Source organism: Streptomyces sp. NPDC020917, assembly GCF_044333795.1.
Lineage (GTDB): Bacteria > Actinomycetota > Actinomycetes > Streptomycetales > Streptomycetaceae > Actinacidiphila.
The window spans coordinates 195,411-212,892 of the sequence record NZ_JBIRRR010000002.1; the positions used below are offsets into that span (position 1 = coordinate 195,411).

Annotated in this window: 13 protein-coding genes; 4 read left to right on the top strand and 9 right to left on the bottom strand. The window is 70.9% G+C overall.

Annotation, left to right across the window (positions count from 1 at the left end; genetic code table 11):
• Positions 1-46 precede the first annotated feature (46 nt).
• From ACH4TG_RS04805 to ACH4TG_RS04815, 3 genes are all read left to right on the top strand, one after another.
• The gene (locus ACH4TG_RS04805) at positions 47-1,165 is read left to right on the top strand and encodes an AAA family ATPase (protein ID WP_398240712.1); all 1,119 of its coding nucleotides are present in this window, start codon (positions 47-49) and stop codon (positions 1,163-1,165) included.
• Entirely contained in the window at positions 1,162-2,259 is a 1,098-nt protein-coding gene (locus tag ACH4TG_RS04810) for a ParB/RepB/Spo0J family partition protein (RefSeq protein WP_398240713.1), read from the top strand. The genes ACH4TG_RS04805 and ACH4TG_RS04810 overlap by 4 nt, the downstream gene beginning before the upstream one ends.
• Before the next feature lie 77 nt (positions 2,260-2,336).
• A complete protein-coding gene (locus ACH4TG_RS04815; RefSeq protein WP_398240714.1) occupies positions 2,337-2,954 on the top strand; it encodes a GNAT family N-acetyltransferase in 618 nt (205 codons plus the stop codon).
• A gap of 260 nt (positions 2,955-3,214) precedes the next feature.
• On the opposite strand, the gene trxA is transcribed toward ACH4TG_RS04815, so the two are convergent.
• The 7 genes from trxA to ACH4TG_RS04850 all read right to left on the bottom strand — a co-directional run bounded on the left by trxA (position 3,215) and on the right by ACH4TG_RS04850 (position 13,257).
• A complete protein-coding gene (trxA, locus tag ACH4TG_RS04820) occupies positions 3,215-3,544 on the bottom strand; it encodes a thioredoxin (protein ID WP_398240715.1) in 330 nt (109 codons plus the stop codon).
• 50 nt (positions 3,545-3,594) lie between these two features.
• The gene (gene trxB, locus ACH4TG_RS04825) at positions 3,595-4,557 is read right to left on the bottom strand and encodes a thioredoxin-disulfide reductase (protein ID WP_398240716.1); all 963 of its coding nucleotides are present in this window, start codon (positions 4,555-4,557) and stop codon (positions 3,595-3,597) included.
• A gap of 128 nt (positions 4,558-4,685) precedes the next feature.
• Positions 4,686-5,597 carry a hypothetical protein gene (locus ACH4TG_RS04830; RefSeq protein ID WP_398240717.1) on the bottom strand — a complete coding sequence of 304 codons (912 nt, stop codon included), beginning with the start codon at positions 5,595-5,597 and terminating at the stop codon, positions 4,686-4,688.
• Entirely contained in the window at positions 5,594-6,265 is a 672-nt protein-coding gene (gene sigM, locus ACH4TG_RS04835; RefSeq protein WP_398240718.1) for an RNA polymerase sigma factor SigM, read from the bottom strand. The genes ACH4TG_RS04830 and sigM overlap by 4 nt, the downstream gene beginning before the upstream one ends.
• 34 nt (positions 6,266-6,299) lie before the next feature.
• Complete coding sequence (locus tag ACH4TG_RS04840; RefSeq protein ID WP_398241181.1) at positions 6,300-8,006, bottom strand: protein kinase family protein; 1,707 nt, start codon at positions 8,004-8,006, stop codon at positions 6,300-6,302.
• Between the two features lie 449 nt (positions 8,007-8,455).
• Positions 8,456-10,924 (bottom strand): murein biosynthesis integral membrane protein MurJ, encoded by a 2,469-nt coding sequence (murJ, locus tag ACH4TG_RS04845; protein ID WP_398240719.1) that lies wholly within the window; start codon positions 10,922-10,924, stop codon positions 8,456-8,458.
• A gap of 26 nt (positions 10,925-10,950) precedes the next feature.
• Positions 10,951-13,257, bottom strand: a complete 2,307-nt coding sequence (locus ACH4TG_RS04850) for a DUF6049 family protein (RefSeq protein WP_398240720.1) — start codon at positions 13,255-13,257, stop codon at positions 10,951-10,953.
• Positions 13,258-13,501: 244 nt separating this feature from the next.
• Here ACH4TG_RS04850 and ACH4TG_RS04855 point away from each other — a divergent pair, with 244 nt between their 5' ends.
• On the top strand, positions 13,502-14,917 hold the full coding sequence (locus tag ACH4TG_RS04855; protein WP_398240721.1) for a CCA tRNA nucleotidyltransferase: 1,416 nt from the start codon (positions 13,502-13,504) through the stop codon (positions 14,915-14,917).
• Positions 14,918-15,127: 210 nt separating this feature from the next.
• Here the strand turns inward: ACH4TG_RS04855 and ACH4TG_RS04860 are convergent, their stop codons facing one another.
• Positions 15,128-15,910, bottom strand: a complete 783-nt coding sequence (locus tag ACH4TG_RS04860; RefSeq protein WP_398240722.1) for a hypothetical protein — start codon at positions 15,908-15,910, stop codon at positions 15,128-15,130.
• 125 nt (positions 15,911-16,035) lie between these two features.
• Positions 16,036-17,340, bottom strand: coding sequence for an MFS transporter (locus tag ACH4TG_RS04865; protein ID WP_398240723.1), 1,305 nt, complete (start codon positions 17,338-17,340; stop codon positions 16,036-16,038).
• Positions 17,341-17,482: the final 142 nt, after the last annotated feature.

Below are 17,482 nucleotides of genomic sequence, written 5' to 3' on the forward strand. Positions count from 1 at the left end.
TTTGTCCACAGCTGGCCGGGGCTCGCTGGTTCAGCACCCCTCGGGCATGGCAGGCTCTTCTCATTGCGAGCCTGAAGTCGAGGAGTGTGAGTCCTTGCGGTCCGACGCCAACATCGCGGGGCCGATGGCCGATCCGGTCCCCGGTCCCCGCTCAGCTGAACAAGCCGGGGGACCCCTTGCTGGGCCCCCGGGGTTCGGGGGTGATGTTTCACGTGAAACATTGCCTCCCATGGATGACACCCCCATCGGTCGCGCCGCTCAGTTGGCCGTCGAGGCACTGAACCGCACTGGTGAGGGCCTTCCCCGTCCTGCCCAGACCCGAGTCATGGTGGTCGCCAACCAGAAGGGCGGCGTCGGGAAGACCACGACGACGGTGAACCTCGCCGCTTCTCTGGCGCTGCACGGCGGCAGGGTGCTGGTGATCGACCTCGACCCGCAGGGCAACGCTTCGACGGCCTTGGGGATCGACCACCATGCCGAGGTCCCGTCGATCTACGACGTCCTCGTGGAGAGCAAGCCGCTGTCCGAGGTGGTCCAGCCGGTGGCCGATGTCGAGGGGTTGTTCTGCGCCCCCGCCACCATCGACCTGGCCGGTGCCGAGATCGAACTCGTCTCCCTGGTCGCCCGCGAGAGTCGGCTGGAGAAGGCCATCGCCGCCTACGAGCAGCCGCTGGACTACGTCCTGATCGACTGCCCGCCCTCCCTCGGACTGCTGACCGTCAACGCACTGGTCGCCGGCGCCGAGGTGGTCATCCCGATCCAGTGCGAGTACTACGCGCTGGAGGGGCTCGGGCAGCTGCTGAAGAACGTGGACCTGGTCCGCGCTCACCTCAACCCCAAGCTGCATGTCTCGACGATCCTGCTGACCATGTACGACGGCCGGACCCGGCTCGCGTCGCAGGTCGCCGAGGAGGTCCGTACGCACTTCGGCAAGGAGGTGCTGCGGACCAGCATTCCGCGCTCGGTCCGGATCTCGGAGGCCCCCAGCTACGGCCAGACCGTCCTCACCTACGACCCGGGATCCAGCGGTGCCCTGTCGTATCTGGAGGCGGCCCGGGAGATGGCGCTTCGTGGCCTGCCCGGCAATGTGGCGGTCGAGTACGAAGCGCAGGAAGAACAGCACAACGAGCACAACCCGCACAGCATGTCGGAGGGGATCCAGTGAGTGATCGACGCAGAGGGCTCGGCCGTGGTCTCGGCGCGCTGATCCCGGCCGGGCCGCCATCGACCGGCGCAGCGCCCGCGAGTACACCGGTGTTGACGTCGGAACGCGGTGTCGCGGCCGCCAAGGTGGCGGGCCTGACGGACCGTCGGACCCCGGACGCGACGCCGCCCGTGGTGGACATCCCTGTTTCACGTGAAACAGAGCCGGACCTGTCCGGGATGAAGATCCCGGCCTCCGGTGCCTACTTCGCGGAGCTGCTCCCGGAGTCCATCACCCCGAACCCACGCCAGCCACGTGAGGTGTTCGACGAGGACGCCCTGAACGAGCTGATCATCTCCATCAAGGAGGTGGGTCTGCTGCAGCCGGTGGTGGTGCGGCAGATCGGCGCGGAGCGCTATGAGCTGATCATGGGTGAGCGCCGCTGGCGCGCCTGCAAGGCCGCCGGTCTGGAGCGCATCCCGGCGATCGTGCGGGCCACCGACGACGAGAAGCTTCTCCTCGACGCCCTCCTGGAGAACCTGCACCGGGCCCAGCTGAACCCGCTGGAAGAGGCCGCGGCCTACGACCAGTTGCTCCGGGACTTCTCGTGCACCCACGAGCAGCTCGCCGACCGGATCGGCCGGTCCCGTTCCCAGGTCTCCAACACGCTGCGGTTGCTGAAGCTGTCCGCCCCGGTCCAGCGCCGGGTGGCCGCCGGGGTGCTCTCCTTCGGGCACGCCCGGGCCCTGCTCGCCATCGAGGATGTCGAAGAGCAGGACCGGCTGGCTCACCGGATCGTGGCCGAGGGCCTCTCCGTCCGGGCCGTCGAGGAGATCGTCACCCTGATGAACAGCGAGCCCAAGACGGCTCGCAAGGCAGCAGGACCGCGTGCCGGCCGGCGGGTCTCACCGGCCCTCACCCACCTCGCCTCCCGGCTCTCCGACCGCTTCGACACCCGCGTGAAGGTCGACCTTGGCCAAAAGCGCGGAAAGATCGTCGTGGAATTCGCCTCGATAGAGGATCTGGAGCGCATCCTGGGGGCGATGGCCCCGGGCGAAGGCCGAGTCCTGGAGAACAAGCTCGACGACGAGGTCGACGAGGACGAAGCCGAATGACACACGGGCACCCCGGCGCGGATCGCCGGGGTGCCAGCGGGCTGTTCGGTTCGCGACAGAAATGGGGTCTGGGCCCGATGGGACGTCGGCTCGTACCGCTCACCCTGGACAACCTTCCGGATCTGCCCAAGCCCTGTCGGAACTGCGTCTTCTGGGAGCTCGACCCCGTCAGCGGTGAGGCGGCCGTCCAGGCCGGCAAGCCCGAGCTGGAGAAGGAAGCCTGGATCTCCGCGGCTCTCCTCGAGTGGGGTTCGTGCGGCCGGGTCGTCTATGTCGACGAGGTCCCCGCCGGATTCGTGCTCTACGCCCCCGCCGCCTACGTCCCCCGCTCCACCGCCTTCCCCACCAGCCCGGTCTCCCCCGACGCCGTGCAGCTGATGACCTCCCGGGTGCTGCCCGGCTACCAGGGGCAGGGGCTGGGCCGGGTCTTGGTGCAGACGGTCGCCAAGGATCTCGTCCGCCGGGGCTTCAAGGCCATCGAGGCATTCGGAGATGCGAAGTGGTCCGGCCCCTCGTGCATGCTGCCCGCCGACCATCTGACCGCTGTCGGCTTCAAGACCGTCCGGCCTCACCACCGCTATCCCCGGCTCCGGCTGGAGCTGCGTTCGACGATCTCCTGGAAGGAGGACGTCGAGATGGCGATCGACCGGCTGCTGGGTGCCGTCCAGAAGGAGCCCGCGCTGCGCCCGCTCTGACCTCCGACATGACAGAGGCGGGGGGGGGGTGGGGGGGGGGGGGGCCCCCCCCCCCCGCGGGGGGGGGGGGGGCGCGGCCCCCCGCGGGGGGGGGGGGGGGGGGGGGGGGGGGGGCGGGGGCGCGCGGGGGGGGGGGGGGCCCGCCCCCCGCCCCCCCCGCGCCCCCCCCCCCCCCCCCCCCCCGCCGCGGGGGGGGGGGGGGTGCCCCCCCCCCACCCCCCCCCCGCCTCTGTCGTAGCTGCGGGAGCCCGGCCTCAGGTTCAGCCGATGTAGTCGGACAGGTCACGCTCCAGGGCGGCACGGGGCTTCGCGCCGACGATGGTCTTCACGACCTCGCCGCCCTTGTAGACGTTGAGCGTCGGGATGGACATCACGCCGTACTTCGCCGCGGTGACCGGGTTCTCGTCGATGTTGAGCTTGACGATGGTGATGGCGTCCGCGTGCTCCGCCGCGATGGCCTCCAGGGAGGGGGCGATCTGGCGGCACGGGCCGCACCACTCGGCCCAGAAGTCGACCAGGACGGGCTTGTCGCTGGCGAGCACCTCCTGGGCAAAGGTCGCGTCGGTCACGGGCTTGGTGTTGCCGGCCACGGCAGTCTCCTCGGGTCGTGATGCGTGCGGGGTGAGGTGGAGTTCTCGGGTCAGGCGGTCTTCGCCGCGTCCTTCTCGGCGTCGGCCAGAGCCGCCAGGTAGCGCTCGGCGTCCAGGGCGGCGGAACAGCCGGTGCCGGCCGCGGTGATCGCCTGGCGGTAGGTGTGGTCGACGACGTCACCGGCGGCGAACACACCAGGGATGTTGGTGCGGGTGCTCGGCGACTGGACGGTGAGGTAGCCCTCGGCGTCCAGGTCGAGCACGCCCTTGAACAGCTCGGTCCGCGGGTCGTGGCCGATCGCGATGAACAGACCGGTCACCGGCAGCTCGGACGTCTCGCCGGTCTTGGTGTTCCGCAGGGTCAGACCGGAGAGCTTCCCATCGCCGTGGATCTCGGCGACCTCGCTGTCCCAGACGAAGGAGATCTTCGGGTCGGCGAACGCCCGCTCCTGCATCGCCTTCGACGCCCGCAGGCTGTCCCGGCGGTGCACGATCTTCACGGAGTCGGCGAACCGGGAGAGGAACGTCGCCTCCTCCATCGCGGTGTCACCGCCGCCGATCACGGCGATCGCCTGGTCGCGGAAGAAGAAGCCGTCACATGTGGCACACCAGGAGACGCCGCGGCCCGACAGCTGGTCCTCGTTGGGCAGGTTCAGCTTGCGGTGCTGGGAGCCGGTGGTGACGATCACGGCCTTCGCCCGGTGGACAGTGCCGGAGGAGTCGGTGACCGACTTCACGTCACCGGTCAGGTCGACGGCGACGACGTCGTCCGGGACGAGTTCCGCTCCGAAGCGCTCGGCCTGGGCGCGCATGTTGTCCATGAGGTCCGGGCCCATGATGCCGTCACGGAAGCCCGGGAAGTTCTCCACGTCGGTGGTGTTCATCAGCGCACCGCCGGCGGTGACCGATCCCTCGAAGACCAGCGGCTGGAGGGACGCACGAGCCGTGTAGAGCGCCGCGGTGTATCCCGCGGGCCCGGAGCCGATGATGATCACGTTACGGACGTCGCTCACGGGTGTCTTCCTCGTCTCTGCGAACTGCGGTGGGGGCCCTGGCTGGACTCTCGTCCTGCCTAACGGATCCTACGGGTCCCGCATTCCCGTGGCAGCGCGCCGCTCGCGCCAGGCCCCGGGCGCCCGTCCTAACGGGGATAGGTTCCCTGGAAGAGCACCGCTCCCGGGCTGGCGGGAGTGCAGGAGGCGTTGACGACGAAGGCGTCCACCTGACTGCTGTCGTTCGGATGCGGCAGGACGACCAGATACGCATCCGTGCCGTGGAAGTTCTCACGTTCGGCGGCCAGCGGCGGCTGGGAGCGATGCGTGGCCTTGATGACACACGAGGGCAGGGCCGCCGGGGACGCCTTCGGTGCGACAGGAGCCCCCGTGTTGTTCGGCTGGAGCATCGGCGTGGTGCCCTGATCGGTGCCGGAGGGGTGCTTGGTGGACCCGCCGGCGCCCGCCTCGTCCAGCAGTTGCCGCACCTGGGTGCCGACCGTGTCCTGGGCGCCCGCGACCGTTCCCGATCGCTGGGCGCTGCTGGCGGCGTTCTTCTGCTCCCCGGTCCCGGAGGCGATGGCGTAGATCACCCCGCTGAGCAGTGCGATGCCGGCGGCTGCCGCTACGGCGAGGAAGCCGCCCCGCCGCCAGGCAGCTCTCCGATCGCCGGACCGCCCGCCGCGCCCCGGGCCGGCCGACCCACCAGGGCGGCCGTGGGGTGCCGTCGATGTTTCACGTGGAACACCGTTCGTCCGAGCCGATGCCGTCGACCCACCCACCGATGTTTCACGTGGAACATGCGGCAGCGTGGCGTCCAGAAGCGCCTCGGCGGCGAGTGCCGCGTCGATCCGGCCCGCGATGTCAGCCGGCATCCGCTGGGGACCCGGCAGGGTGCCGAGCATCCCCCGGATCTCCTCCAGCGACCGCAGGACGTCCCCGCAAAGGTCGCAGTCGTCGAGGTGCGCCTGGACCTCGCAGCTCCGCTCGGGCCGCAGCAGGCCCTCCGTGAAGTCGGAGATCTCCGAGACCTCGGGATGCGCGTCACTTCCCGTCGTCATCGGTGGCCACCTCCGCCCATTTCCGTTCCCGTCTCTGGGACGGAACTCCCCTCCGCCGGGTTCCTTCCCCCGCGATGATCACCCTTACCCGCATCCGTCATCCGGAGATGGGTGAGCAGCGGGAGCAGTCGGGCCCGCCCTCGGGCGCAGCGGCTCTTCACCGTCCCCGTGGGAACGTCGAGCACCGCGGCTGCCTCCGCGACGGGATATCCCTGCATGTCCACGAGCACCAGCGCGACCCGCTGCTCGGCCGGCAGCGTGGCCAGAGCCGCGATCAGCTCCCGGTGCAACTCGTCCCGCTCGGCCGGCGCCTCGGCCGACTCGTGCGGCTCCAGGAGCGCCTCGAAGTTCTGCTCGTCCGCGACGGGCGAGGTACGGCGGCTGGCCGCCCGCCGGACGCGGTCCAGGCAGGCGTTCACCGTGATCCGGTGCAGCCAGGTCGTGACGGCCGACTGGCCCCGGAAGGTGTGGGCGCTGCGGAAGGCGGACACGAGGGCGTCCTGGACGGCGTCAGCGGCCTCCTCGCGGTCTCCCAGGGTCCGCATCGCGACCGCCCACAGGCGGTCGCGATGGCGGTGTACGAGTTCACCGAAGGCGTCACGGTCACCCGCGACATGCCGAGCCAGGAGGTCGGCATCGGCGACATCCGCCAGCGGGTTCTGCTCCATGGCTGCCCTCCCCCCGGGATCCGGCGACTGCGGCTCAGCCTGTCACGCTGATCTCGCCGATCTTGCCACGGAATTGGCCGGGTGAGATCTCCGGGAGCTTGGTCAACCAGACCAGTAGGAACCGGGACGTCACCTTGGTGCCGGGGGTGAGGGTCACCTGCTCGCCCGAGGTCTCGGCGACCTTGCTGAAGGCGTCGAGGGACGTCGGCATGGAGGATGCCGACCCGGAGGCGGCCAGCAGCTGCACGGACGTGGTGCCGACCATGTCGACCCGCACCTTGCTGACGTTCTGGGCGCGCCCGAGATCCACGATGACGCCGACACCCGGCTTCAGGCCGCCCAGGTCCGCCCGCCAGTACGCGCTGGTCTGCCAGTAGGTGCTGGGGTCGTGGTCGTACACCTTCGACACCAGGTCCGGATACTCGGTCTGGTCGCCCAGGGGGTCGAAGTCCTTGGCGGTGACGATCGGGATCGGCTTGGGCGCCGGTGCCGTGGTGTTCTCGCCGGCCTTCTGCCCGGTGGGGGTGTGCTTCGGTGTCCGGCTCTCGTTGGACTTCAGGGCGTCGGCGAGCTGCCAGCTGCCGAGTCCGATGGCGACGATCACCAGCGCGGCCACGGCCCACTTGAGGACCTGCCCGGTGCGGCCGGGCAGCGCCGGGGGCGGGACCGGGGCAGGCGCCGGAGCGCGGGTGGCGCCGTGCGGCGGAGCCGAGGACGCGGGGAACCGCGTGAAGCCCGCCGGCTGGTAGCTCGGCGGCGCCTGCTCCGGCGGCCGGATACGGGGCATGCCGGCGACGGCCTTGGCGAGTTCCTCAGGCGTGGTGCAGGGCGGCTCCTCCCGGGAGGCCGTCGCGCCCTCGTTCACCAGGGCGCGCATGGCGATCTCGGAGAGGCCGCGGTGGATGCCGGCCCGCACCTGGTCGGGGGCGACCAGGCCGACGCCCTTGGGCAGCCCAGCCAGACCGTGGGCGTCGTCCTCGTAGGGCCAGCGCTGGGTGAGCGAGGCATAGAGGAGAGCGCCGATCGCCTCGGTGTCCTGGCGCTGGGGCCGGTCGGAGTTCAGCCCGCGCAGGGCGGCGGCGACGGCGAGCCCGCGGATCCGGTACTGACCGGAGACGGTCCGCAGCACCGCGCCCGGGTCGAGGCGCAGGTGTGCCAGCCCCTCGCGGTGCGCGGCGGCCATGGCCTGGGAGACCTGGCTGACCATCTGGTAGCCCTCGTGCGGCTCCAGCGGGGCGACGGCCAGCAGATCGGCGAGCGACGTCGCGTCGGGCAGCCACTCGTGGATGACGTAGACGAGGTCGTTCTCCTCGACGGCGTCGAGGACCTGGACGAAGCGGGGGTCGCCGAGCAGTGCCGCGGAACGGGCCGCGGCGAGTACCTGCCGTGAGCGCTTGTGGTCGGCGGGCAGGATGTGGATGCCGACCGCCCGCCGCAGCTTCTCGTCGACCGCGCGCCAGCTGCTGAAGCCGTCGACGCGGGTGACGCACTCCTCCAACTGGTAGCGCCGGGCCAGCTTGTGACCGCTGTGCAGTTCCGTCCTGGGGGGCTTGGCCGGGCGGGCGGGCTTGGCCGCGGATGCCGGCTTGGACGCCGGCGCGGAGGCCGGCCGGGAAGCGGGGCCCGGCTCGGGCTCCGGCAGGAGCTTCTGCGTGGCGTCGGGTTCGCCGTCCGCGGCGGGCTCGGCGGCCACGGTCACAGACGCCGCGCTGCCGGGCTGGGAGGGGGTGTCCGGGGTGATGGCCCCGACTGTGGTGTCCTCGGCGTCGTCAGCGGCGTCCAGGGCCGTCTCGCCGGTCTTGCCGGTGAGGTCCTCGTCGTCGTCCGTGTCCTCGACGCCCTCGCGCACGTTCTCGTCGGGCTTCTCGTCAGGTTCTGCGGTGGGGTCGCGCTGGTCCTCGCCGGTGGTCTCGGTCGCCTCGCCCTGGGGCTCGCCGTTGGTCTGGTCGTCCCTCGTCGTCCCGTCGGGAGTGGCACCGCTCTGCTGAGCGCCGGGCGCTTCGCCGCCCTCACTGGCCACTCCGACGGCGGCCGTGCTCCGATCCGCCACCGTCGTTCCTGCCTCCCCATCCATTGCGCGATCCCACATCGAGCCGATGACAATTGTGCCCACACTCCGGCTCTATGCACGACACGCGGCAGCCCGCGATGGTTGCGCAGCAGTTTCCAGCAGGCGTTCGAGGACGGGCTTCAGCGCCCGAGGCGCCCCCGCACCATGCCGATCATCGCGGTCATCTCCTGGATCCTCATGCGCTTGGCGGCCAGGACGAACAGCCCGAGCAGCAGGCCGCCGCCGACGACGAGGGAGGCCAGCGACCCGACCGCGCCGCTGCCCAGCGACTTGGTGATGACGTAGACCGCGGCACCGGCGATCGCGGCGGCCGGGACGCACGCGCCGATCAGCCGCGCGTAGGTGCGCACCACGCGCCGTCCGTCGAGGTCCCCGTGGAGCCGGGCGCGCAGCCGCTTGGCGGCCACGCCGACACCCACCGCGTAGGCGAGGCCGTAGGAGAAGGCCATGCCGACCACGGCCCAGCGCGAGGGCAGCACCAGGAAGCAGACCGCCGACGCGGCGGCGTTGACGGTGGCCACGATGACCGTGTTGTAGAAGGGGGTCCGCGTGTCCTCGAAGGCGTAGAAGCCGCGCAGGATCACGTACTGCACGGAGAAGGGGATCAGGCCGACGCCGAACGCCATGAGGATGAAGCCGATGTTCCGTGCCGACTCGGCGCCGGTGCTGGCGTAGAGCAGGCCGCACATCGGCACGCCCAGGGCGAGGAAGGCGAAGCCGGCCGGGACCATGGCCACCGCGGAGGTGCGCAGGCCGTAGGAGATGTCGTCGCGGACCGCGGAGATGTCGCTGTCGGCCGCGGCCCGGGAGATCCGGGGCAGCACCGCCGCCATCACCGACACGGTGATGATGGCCTGCGGCATCTGCCAGATCAGCAGGGCGTTGTTGTAGGCGGTGATGCCTGTGCCCTGGTAGCCGTCCTTGTCGGCGTTGGAGCCGGCCCAGGTGGCGAGCTGGGTGACCGCGATCAGGCCGGCCTGGTTGGCCAGCACGAAGAAGAACGTCCACTTGGCGAGCTTGGCCGCGTGCCCCAGACCGTGGCCGCGCCAGTCGAAGCGCGGCCGGAACTTGAAGCCGGCGTCTCTCAGGTACGGGAGCATGGCCAGCGACTGCACGACCAGGCCGAGCAGGGTGCCGATGCCCAGCAGCCGGGTGCCTTCCGGAGTGATGGTCGTGGCGTCCATGTGGGTCGTGCTGTAGGAGCCGTATACCCAGATGAACATCACGAAGGTGAAGATCACCACGACGTTGTTGAGGACCGGGGTCCACATCATCGCGCCGAACTTGCCCCGGGCGTTGAGCACCTGGCCCATCACCACGTGCACGCCCATGAAGAAGATCGTCGGCAGGCAGTACCGGGCGAAGGTGATCGCCACGTTGTAGGTGTCCGGGTTGGCGGCGATCTTCGCCGACATCAGCTTGATCAGCAGCGGCGCCCCGATGACGGTGACGGCGACGATGCCGCCCAGGATCACCATCACCACGGTCAGCAGGCGGTTGGCGTAGGCCGCTCCGCCGTCGTCGTCGTCCCGCATCGCGCGGACGAGCTGCGGGACGAACACCGAGTTCAGACCGCCGCCGATGGTGAGGATGTAGATCATCGTCGGCAGCGTGTTGGCGACGGCATAGGAGTCGCCGAGGGTGGCGACGCCGATCGCGGCCGCGATCACCAGGGTGCGGACGAAGCCGGTCACCCGGGAGACCAGGGTGCCGGCGGCCATCAGCGCGCTGGACTTGAGGATGTTGCCGCCCCGGCCGGCCGCCGGCGCGGCCGGTGCCGCGGCGGGCATCTGCCCGGTGGCGTCGACCGTCCGCATCGGGCCGGTCTGCGACTGCGGCGGGTACGGCTGACCCTGCGGCGGGTACGGCTGCTGGTACCCCTGCGGCGGGTAGGGCTGCTGCTGGTGCGGCGGGGCCGCCGGGGCCTGCTGGTGGTACCGCGGGTCGGCGTAGCGCGGATCCGGCTCGACGTACGGCTGCTGCTCGGTGCCCTGGTAGTACGTGGGCTGCCCGTAGGGCGGCTCCTCGTAGACGGGCTCCGAGTACCCGGTGCCGGCGTTGTCCGCGGGCATCTGGCCGTAGCCGTACTGCTGCTGCCCGTACTGCTGCTGGGCGTAGTCCTGGGGCTGGCCGTACTGCTGCTGCGGGTATCCCTCGGGCTGCTGGTAGTAGCCCTGCCGAGGGTCCTGCTGCGGGGGTTGCTGCTGCTGCGGCTGCTGCGCGTAGCCGTCCGGGGCCTGGTCGCGGAACAGGTGCTGGTACGCGTCGTACACCGGGAACTGACCGGTCTGCCCGACGAAGTCGTCGATGCCGAGGTACTGGGTCGCCGGGTTGTCGCTGTACGGCATCTGCGGATACATGGCCTGCTGCCAGTGCTGCTGGCCGTACGGGGAAGGCGGGGGCGGCGGGTGCGCGGCCCGGTCGTAGAGCGCCTCTCCTACGGGGTCCTGCGCCGACGGATCCTGTTGCTGGTACGGATCGTAGGCGTAGGTGTTCTGCAGATACGGGTCAGGTGGCGTGGGACCGTCTTCGGGCGAGGGAGGCATGTGGCCCGAAGCGTCGCGATCACCGTCGTACGGCGCGTTCATCAGTGCCCCACCTTATTGTCCGCTGGCTATCCGTCCACCTTCTCACCTGCCGGGGACCGCTCCGGGGCGTTCCGGCCGGTGTCCCCGGCAGCGTCACCCGGCTGCCCGGGATCCGTGCCGCCGGCCCGGCCGCCGGTGCCGTCGTCGCCGTTGTTCGTGCCTCCAGTGCTGCCGTCCTCGGAGCCGCCGTCGTCGCCGTCGGCAGCCTGCCGCTTCCGTTGACGGTAGATCCGTACGCCCGCGAGCACCAGAAGCAGCAGCCCGGCCGCGATGATCAGCATCACCAGGTCGGTGACCTTGGTGATCTTGACGTCGAACTGGACGGGTGTGCCAGGGAAGGCGCGTCCCGTGGCGTTCTGCGTGTACAACTGCGCGGTGATCCTGACCGTGCCGTTGGCGTTGGCCTTGGTCTGGAACTTCAGGGTACGGGTGTGGCCACCGTCGATGGTGATCGGCTGGTCGGGGTTGCTGATCTCCAGCCGGATGTTGGTGCCCGAGCGCAGCTGCAGCACCAGTCCGGTGACGGGCTGGCCGAGGTCGTTCTTGACCGTGACTGGGATGGTGCCGCTGCGGCCGGACAGCGTCAGCGTGCTCTTCGGGAGGATGTGCACCGCGCTGATTAGGTCGTACAGATAGCCACCGATCGCGTTGCGGTAGCCCTCGGCGCCCTTGGGGTCGCCGCGCCACTCCGTCGACATCGCCCGCAGCATCGCGTTGCCGAACGGGACCGTCACCCGGTCCTTGATGGTGAGAATCACCACGAAGTCGTTGAGGCTCTTCTGCGTCACACCGAGCTGCTCGAAGGCGTCGGTGGGCAGCTCCTGCTTGCGCAGCGACGACGGGTAGGCGCTCGATGACGGCACCCGGTGCGAGGCGCGCGCGTCCGGGTGGGCGGTGGCTGCGGCGTCGAAGTAGACCGACTGGGTCCAGGGGCTGGAGTCGGTGGTGGCGATCGCCTCGGCCATCGCCTGCGCCTGGGACACCGTGGGCATCCGCTGCGGCGCCACCACCAGGGAGCGCTGCCTCTCCGGCGCCTGCATGGTGATCAGCAGGGTCTGCGCGACGAAGCTCTGGACCGCCAGGTTGGCGTTCTGCTCGTGGAGCATGTCGCCGCTGAACGCGGTCGACAGCGAGGCGTCGGAGACCACGCCGGTGACGCCGCCGCTCAGCGGGCGGGCCGCGGTCGGCGTGTACGACAGGTCGTTCTCCGGGAAGGTGTCGCTGCGGGCGATGACCCGGTTCATGCCGCCGGTGCGCGCCACCGAGACGATCGAGGGGTCGATCGCGCCCTGCTCCGGCCAGGCGACGTTCGCCGTGGACTGCACGCCCAGGATGGTGTCCACGGTGCTCTTGCCGAGCACGGTGGCGTCCTTCACATGGCTCGTGATGCCGGAGACGGACTTGCCGTGGTGGGCCAGCGAGGCCAAATCGATGTCGCCGAAGGGCAGCGCCACCACCTGGGCGCCCGCGACCGCGGTCTTCAGCGAGTTCAGCCACTGCCGGGCGACGGCGGTGCCGGTGCCGGGCGTGGTGTGGGTCAGGTCCGCGCCGGGGCCGGCCACCCGGTAGCTCTTCAGCATCGCCTCGACGGTCGCCAGCAGGTCGGGGTCGATGACCCAGGTCACCGGGAGCTGCTTGGCCAGCTGCACCATCTGGTCCAGCCGGCCGCCCGGGGCCAGCTCCTTGGCGAGGTCGTCGTCGAGGAAGATCGGGCTCTGCGCGGTGTCGGTGTCGCCGCGGGCGGCGATGTGCGACCGGTCGGTGAGCGGCCACAGGTACGTCATCTCGGTCGGCTTGGCGGACTCCCCGTCGGCGTACCAGGGCAGGAACGTGCGCTGGATGCCCAGCACGTGCTGCCAGGGCTCGACGGTGTCCTGCCCGGTGAGCGTGACGCCGAACTGGTAGACGCCGGTGTCGCCGAGGTCGAGGGCGCTCACCGGGATCTTGAGGGTGTAGGGGACCGTGCTGCCGGACGGGATGGTCGGGACGCCGAGGGTCTGGCCGGAGATCTCCGAGCCGTCCGCCTGACGGGTGTACCCGACGTGGCCGGCGGCGGCCTTCATGTCGCTGCGGGACTGGAACGGGCCGCCGGGGGCGATCTCCACGCCGACGTGGGCGTCGGTGATCGGCGTCTTCCCGGCGTTGCTGATCGTGCCGGAGACGGTGACCGTGGCGTCCTTGGTCGGCACCCGCGGGCTGAGGCTGTCGATCGACAGGACGGCGGTGCGCGAACCTATGGGTGCCTTGGCCGGGGACCCGGCCTGGGAGCTCGTCGCCTGGAGACCCTGGAGAAGGCCCGTGAGGAGTGTGGCCCCGCAGATGGCCGCCGTCACCCGCAGCCACCGCCGGCGGCGCGCAGGCGGAGCCGTCCGGGGTGCCTGTGCCGCCTCGCCCACGCGTTCGCCGTCCCTCGTCGTCTTCGATAGTTCGTGGTACTTCGGAAGTGCGTGCTCGCATGTTAACGAGCACCGCTGTGCCTGAGTGCTACAGAGTCCATCATCCGGAAGGGCCGCCGCGCCCGTACGGGCGTGAAACCCGGGCGCCGCGGATCGTCGCGGACCCGTACCCTTTGACGTTGTGCCGAACGCCAGCAACGCCGCCCAGACCACACAGGCCCGCCACACCATCGCACCGGTCGCCGAGGACCTCGGCCGGCGCTTCCGTGACGCCGGGTTCCAGCTTGCCCTAGTCGGGGGCTCGGTGCGGGACACACTGCTCGGACGGCTCGGCAACGACCTCGATTTCACCACCGACGCGCGCCCCGCGGAGGTGCTGAAGATCCTGCGGCCGTGGGCGGACGCGGTCTGGGAGGTCGGCATCGCCTTCGGCACGGTCGGCGGGATGAAGGACGGCTATCAGGTGGAGGTCACCACCTACCGCTCCGAGGCCTACGACCGCACCTCCCGCAAGCCGGAGGTCTCCTACGGCGACACCATCGAGGAGGACCTGGTCCGCCGGGACTTCACGGTGAACGCGATGGCGGTCGCCCTGCCCGACACCCACTTCGTCGACCCGCACGGTGGTCTGGACGACCTGGCGGCCCGCGTGCTGCGCACCCCGGGCACCCCGGAGTCCTCCTTCTCCGACGATCCGCTGCGGATGCTGCGGGCCGCGCGCTTCGCCGCGCAGCTGGACTTCGAGGTGGCCCCGGAGGTCGTCGCGGCGATGAGCGCGATGGCCGACCGGATCGACATCGTCTCCGCCGAGCGGGTCAGGGACGAGCTGAACAAGCTGCTGCTGTCCGAGCACCCGCGCAAGGGGCTGCGGCTGCTGGTCGACACCGGGCTGGCGGACCGCGTGCTGCCCGAGCTGTCGGCGCTGCGGCTGGAGCGGGACGAGCACTTCCGGCACAAGGACGTGTACGAGCACAGCCTCACCGTGCTGGAGCAGGCGATCGACCTGGAGACCGAGGGGCCGGACCTGGTCCTGCGGCTGTCCGCGCTGCTGCACGACATCGGCAAGCCGAAGACCCGGCGCTTCGAGAGCGACGGCCGGGTCTCCTTCCACCACCACGAGGTGGTCGGCGCCAAGCTGGTCAAGGCCCGCATGACCCAGCTGAAGTACCCCAACGACATGATCAAGGACGTGGCCCGGCTGGTGGAGCTGCACCTGCGCTTCCACGGCTACGGGAGCGGGGAGTGGACCGACTCCGCGGTGCGGCGCTACGTCCGCGACGCGGGGCCGCTACTGGACCGGCTGCACAAGCTGACCCGGTCGGACTGCACGACCCGCAACAAGCGGAAAGCAGCCGCCCTGTCGCGCACCTATGACGGCCTGGAGGCGCGGATCGCCGAACTCCAGGAGCAGGAGGAGCTCGACGCCATCCGCCCGGACCTGGACGGCAACCAGATCATGGGGATCCTCGACCTCAAGCCCGGCCCGATGGTGGGCAAGGCCTACCAGCATCTGCTGGAGCTGCGGCTGGAGCACGGCCCGCTCGGCGAGGAGGCGGCCGCCGCCGCTCTCCGGGACTGGTGGGCTGCCCAGCAGTAGCAGGTCGGCGCGGATCGACAACAGGGCCGGGGCGATGTTCCACGTGGAACATCGCCCCGGCCCTGTTGAGTCTGCATGACCGATCCGCCACCGTGAGCGCCGGCGGCCGATGTTCCACGTGGAACATTCCACGCGGCTGAGCGTGGAACCGCGATGTTCCACGTGGAACATCGCTCGCGATGCCGCGCGCGGATCCGAAGCGGATCAGACTCAGTGCAGCGGCTTCAGGCAGAGAGCGAAGTCGTCCGAGCCGCTCTCGTCGTACTCGCTGTAGGCCTCGCTGCACGCGTCCCCGTTGTGGTTGCCGCTGACCTTCTTGACGACGGTGTAGCGCGCGTCGGTGGACGTGCAGTCCACGACCTTCACATCGGGGTTGTACTCGCCGCCGGTGACGCTGACGCAGTCACCCGGGGACGCCGAGCTGGCGCTGTGGTCCGGCAGGGAGGCCGCGACGACGATCGCCACGATCACGCCGAGCGGAACCAGAGCACCGAGGGCGCCGGCCCGCTGGTAGATGGGCTTGCCCGGGTCCCGGGGCGGCTGCACGCTGCCGGTCGGCTGCGGCAGCTTGCTGAACTTGCCGCGGGTGATGAGGTTCATCACCACGGTGATCGGCGTCACGATGAACGAGGCGATGCCCCACCAGCCCTGGTAGAGCGTCTTGGTGGTCATGTCGCGGTACGTGGCCATCCCGCAGGAACGGCAGAAGTTCCCGGGGAGCTTCAGGAACCGCATCATGACCAGGAAGCCCTGGTGTCCGCGGACGGTGGCCCGCACGGCGGGGTAGCCCCCGCAGAACGTACAGGTGCCGCCGGCGCCCAGGGGTGCCCCCTGCTGGCCGTACTGCGGCTGTCCGGCGGGAGGCTGAGCGAAGGGGTTCTGGCCCTGCGGGGCCTGCCCGGCCGGAGGGGCGCCGTACGGGTTCTGACCGTACGGGTTCTGGTTGCCCGGGGTGAACGGGTTCTGGCCGTACGGGTTCTGACCACCCGTCACAGGGGCGCCCGAGGCGGGGGCGCCTGCCTGCGGAGGCGGGTACGGCGAAGGGTGCTGCGGTATGCCGTTGGGTGCTTGACCGATGGGTGGCGGAGTGGCCACGAAGTCCCCCTACGAACACCGGCCTACGGATGCAGGGCGGTGTCGGAAGTGTCCGGCGCCGGCTGGCCCACGCGGGTCATGGCGACTGCCACCACTGCGTAGATCAGCGACAGCGCGATGATCACTGCTGATGAGCGGCCGTCCGGCGGCAGGAGCAGCGCACAGACCGCTGCCGCGCCCACGAAGGCCACGTTGAAGGCGACATCGTAGAGGGAGAAGACCCGGCCGCGGTAACGGTCCTGGACATGGGTCTGCACGACGGTGTCGGTGGCGATCTTCGCGCCCTGCGTGGTGACTCCGAGGGCGAACGCGGCGGCCATCATCGGACCCACCCGGAACGGCAGGGCCAGCGGCGGCAACAGTACGGCCGAGGCCGCGGAGCAGCACGTGATCCATCCGGCCACGCCGAGTCGCCCGGTGGTCCAGGGGGTCACGACGGCCGCGGTGAAGAATCCGGCCGCGGACACGCCGACCGCCAGGCCCAGCAGGGCGAGGCCGTGGTGGCTGTCGGAGGCGTCCGACCAGGTGTAGCGGCACAGCATCAGCAGCATCACGGTGAGCGCGCCGTAGCAGAACCGCATGGCGGTCATGGCGGCCAGCGCCCGCCGTGCGGCCGGCCGGCGCCTCAGGTGCCGCAGCCCGTCGAGCAGCCCGCGTCCGGTGGAGGCGACCGCCGTCGCGAGCCGGGGGACGCGCTCTTGGAAGTCGGGGCCGAGCAGGTCGCGGCCCAGAGCGAGCGCGGACAGTCCGGCCCCTGCGTACAGGACCGCGGCCAGCAGCACGGTGGCCGCGTCGGCGCCCGCGCCCTCGGACAGGAAGAGGTGGACGACGAAGGCGGCGCCGCCGCCCACGGTGGCCGCCAGCGTTCCCGCGGTCGGCGACAGCGAGTTGGCGGTGACCAGCCGGGGTGCGTCCACCACACGGGGCAGTGCCGCGGACAGCCCGGCCAGCACGAAGCGGTTGATCGCGGTCACCGACAGGGCGGACAGATAGAAGAGCCAGTCCGGCACGTGCAGCAGGACCAGCCCGGCGGTGCCGCACGACAGCAGGGCGCGCAGCAGGTTGCACCAGAGCAGCACCTGCCGCCGGCGCCAGCGGTCGAGGAAGACGCCGGTGAAGGGGCCGAGCAGCGAGTACGGCAGCAGGAGCACGCCGAGGACGGATGCAACAGCGGCGGGCGACGTCTGCTTCTCCGGGGAGAAGACGACATAGGAAGCGAGCGCGACCTGGAAGACGCCGTCGGAGAGCTGGGACAGCAGGCGTACCGCGAGCAGCCGCCGGAAATCGGGCAGCCGCAGCAGCACGCGAAGGTCGCGCACAACAGGCATGGACACAGCCTCACATGCCGGCGGGGGGGGGGGGGGGGGGCGGGGGGGCCCCCCCGCGCCGGCGGGGGGGGGGGGGGGGGGGGGGGGGGGGGGGGGGGGGTGGGGGGGGGGGGGGGGGGGGGGGGGGGGGGGGGGGGTACGT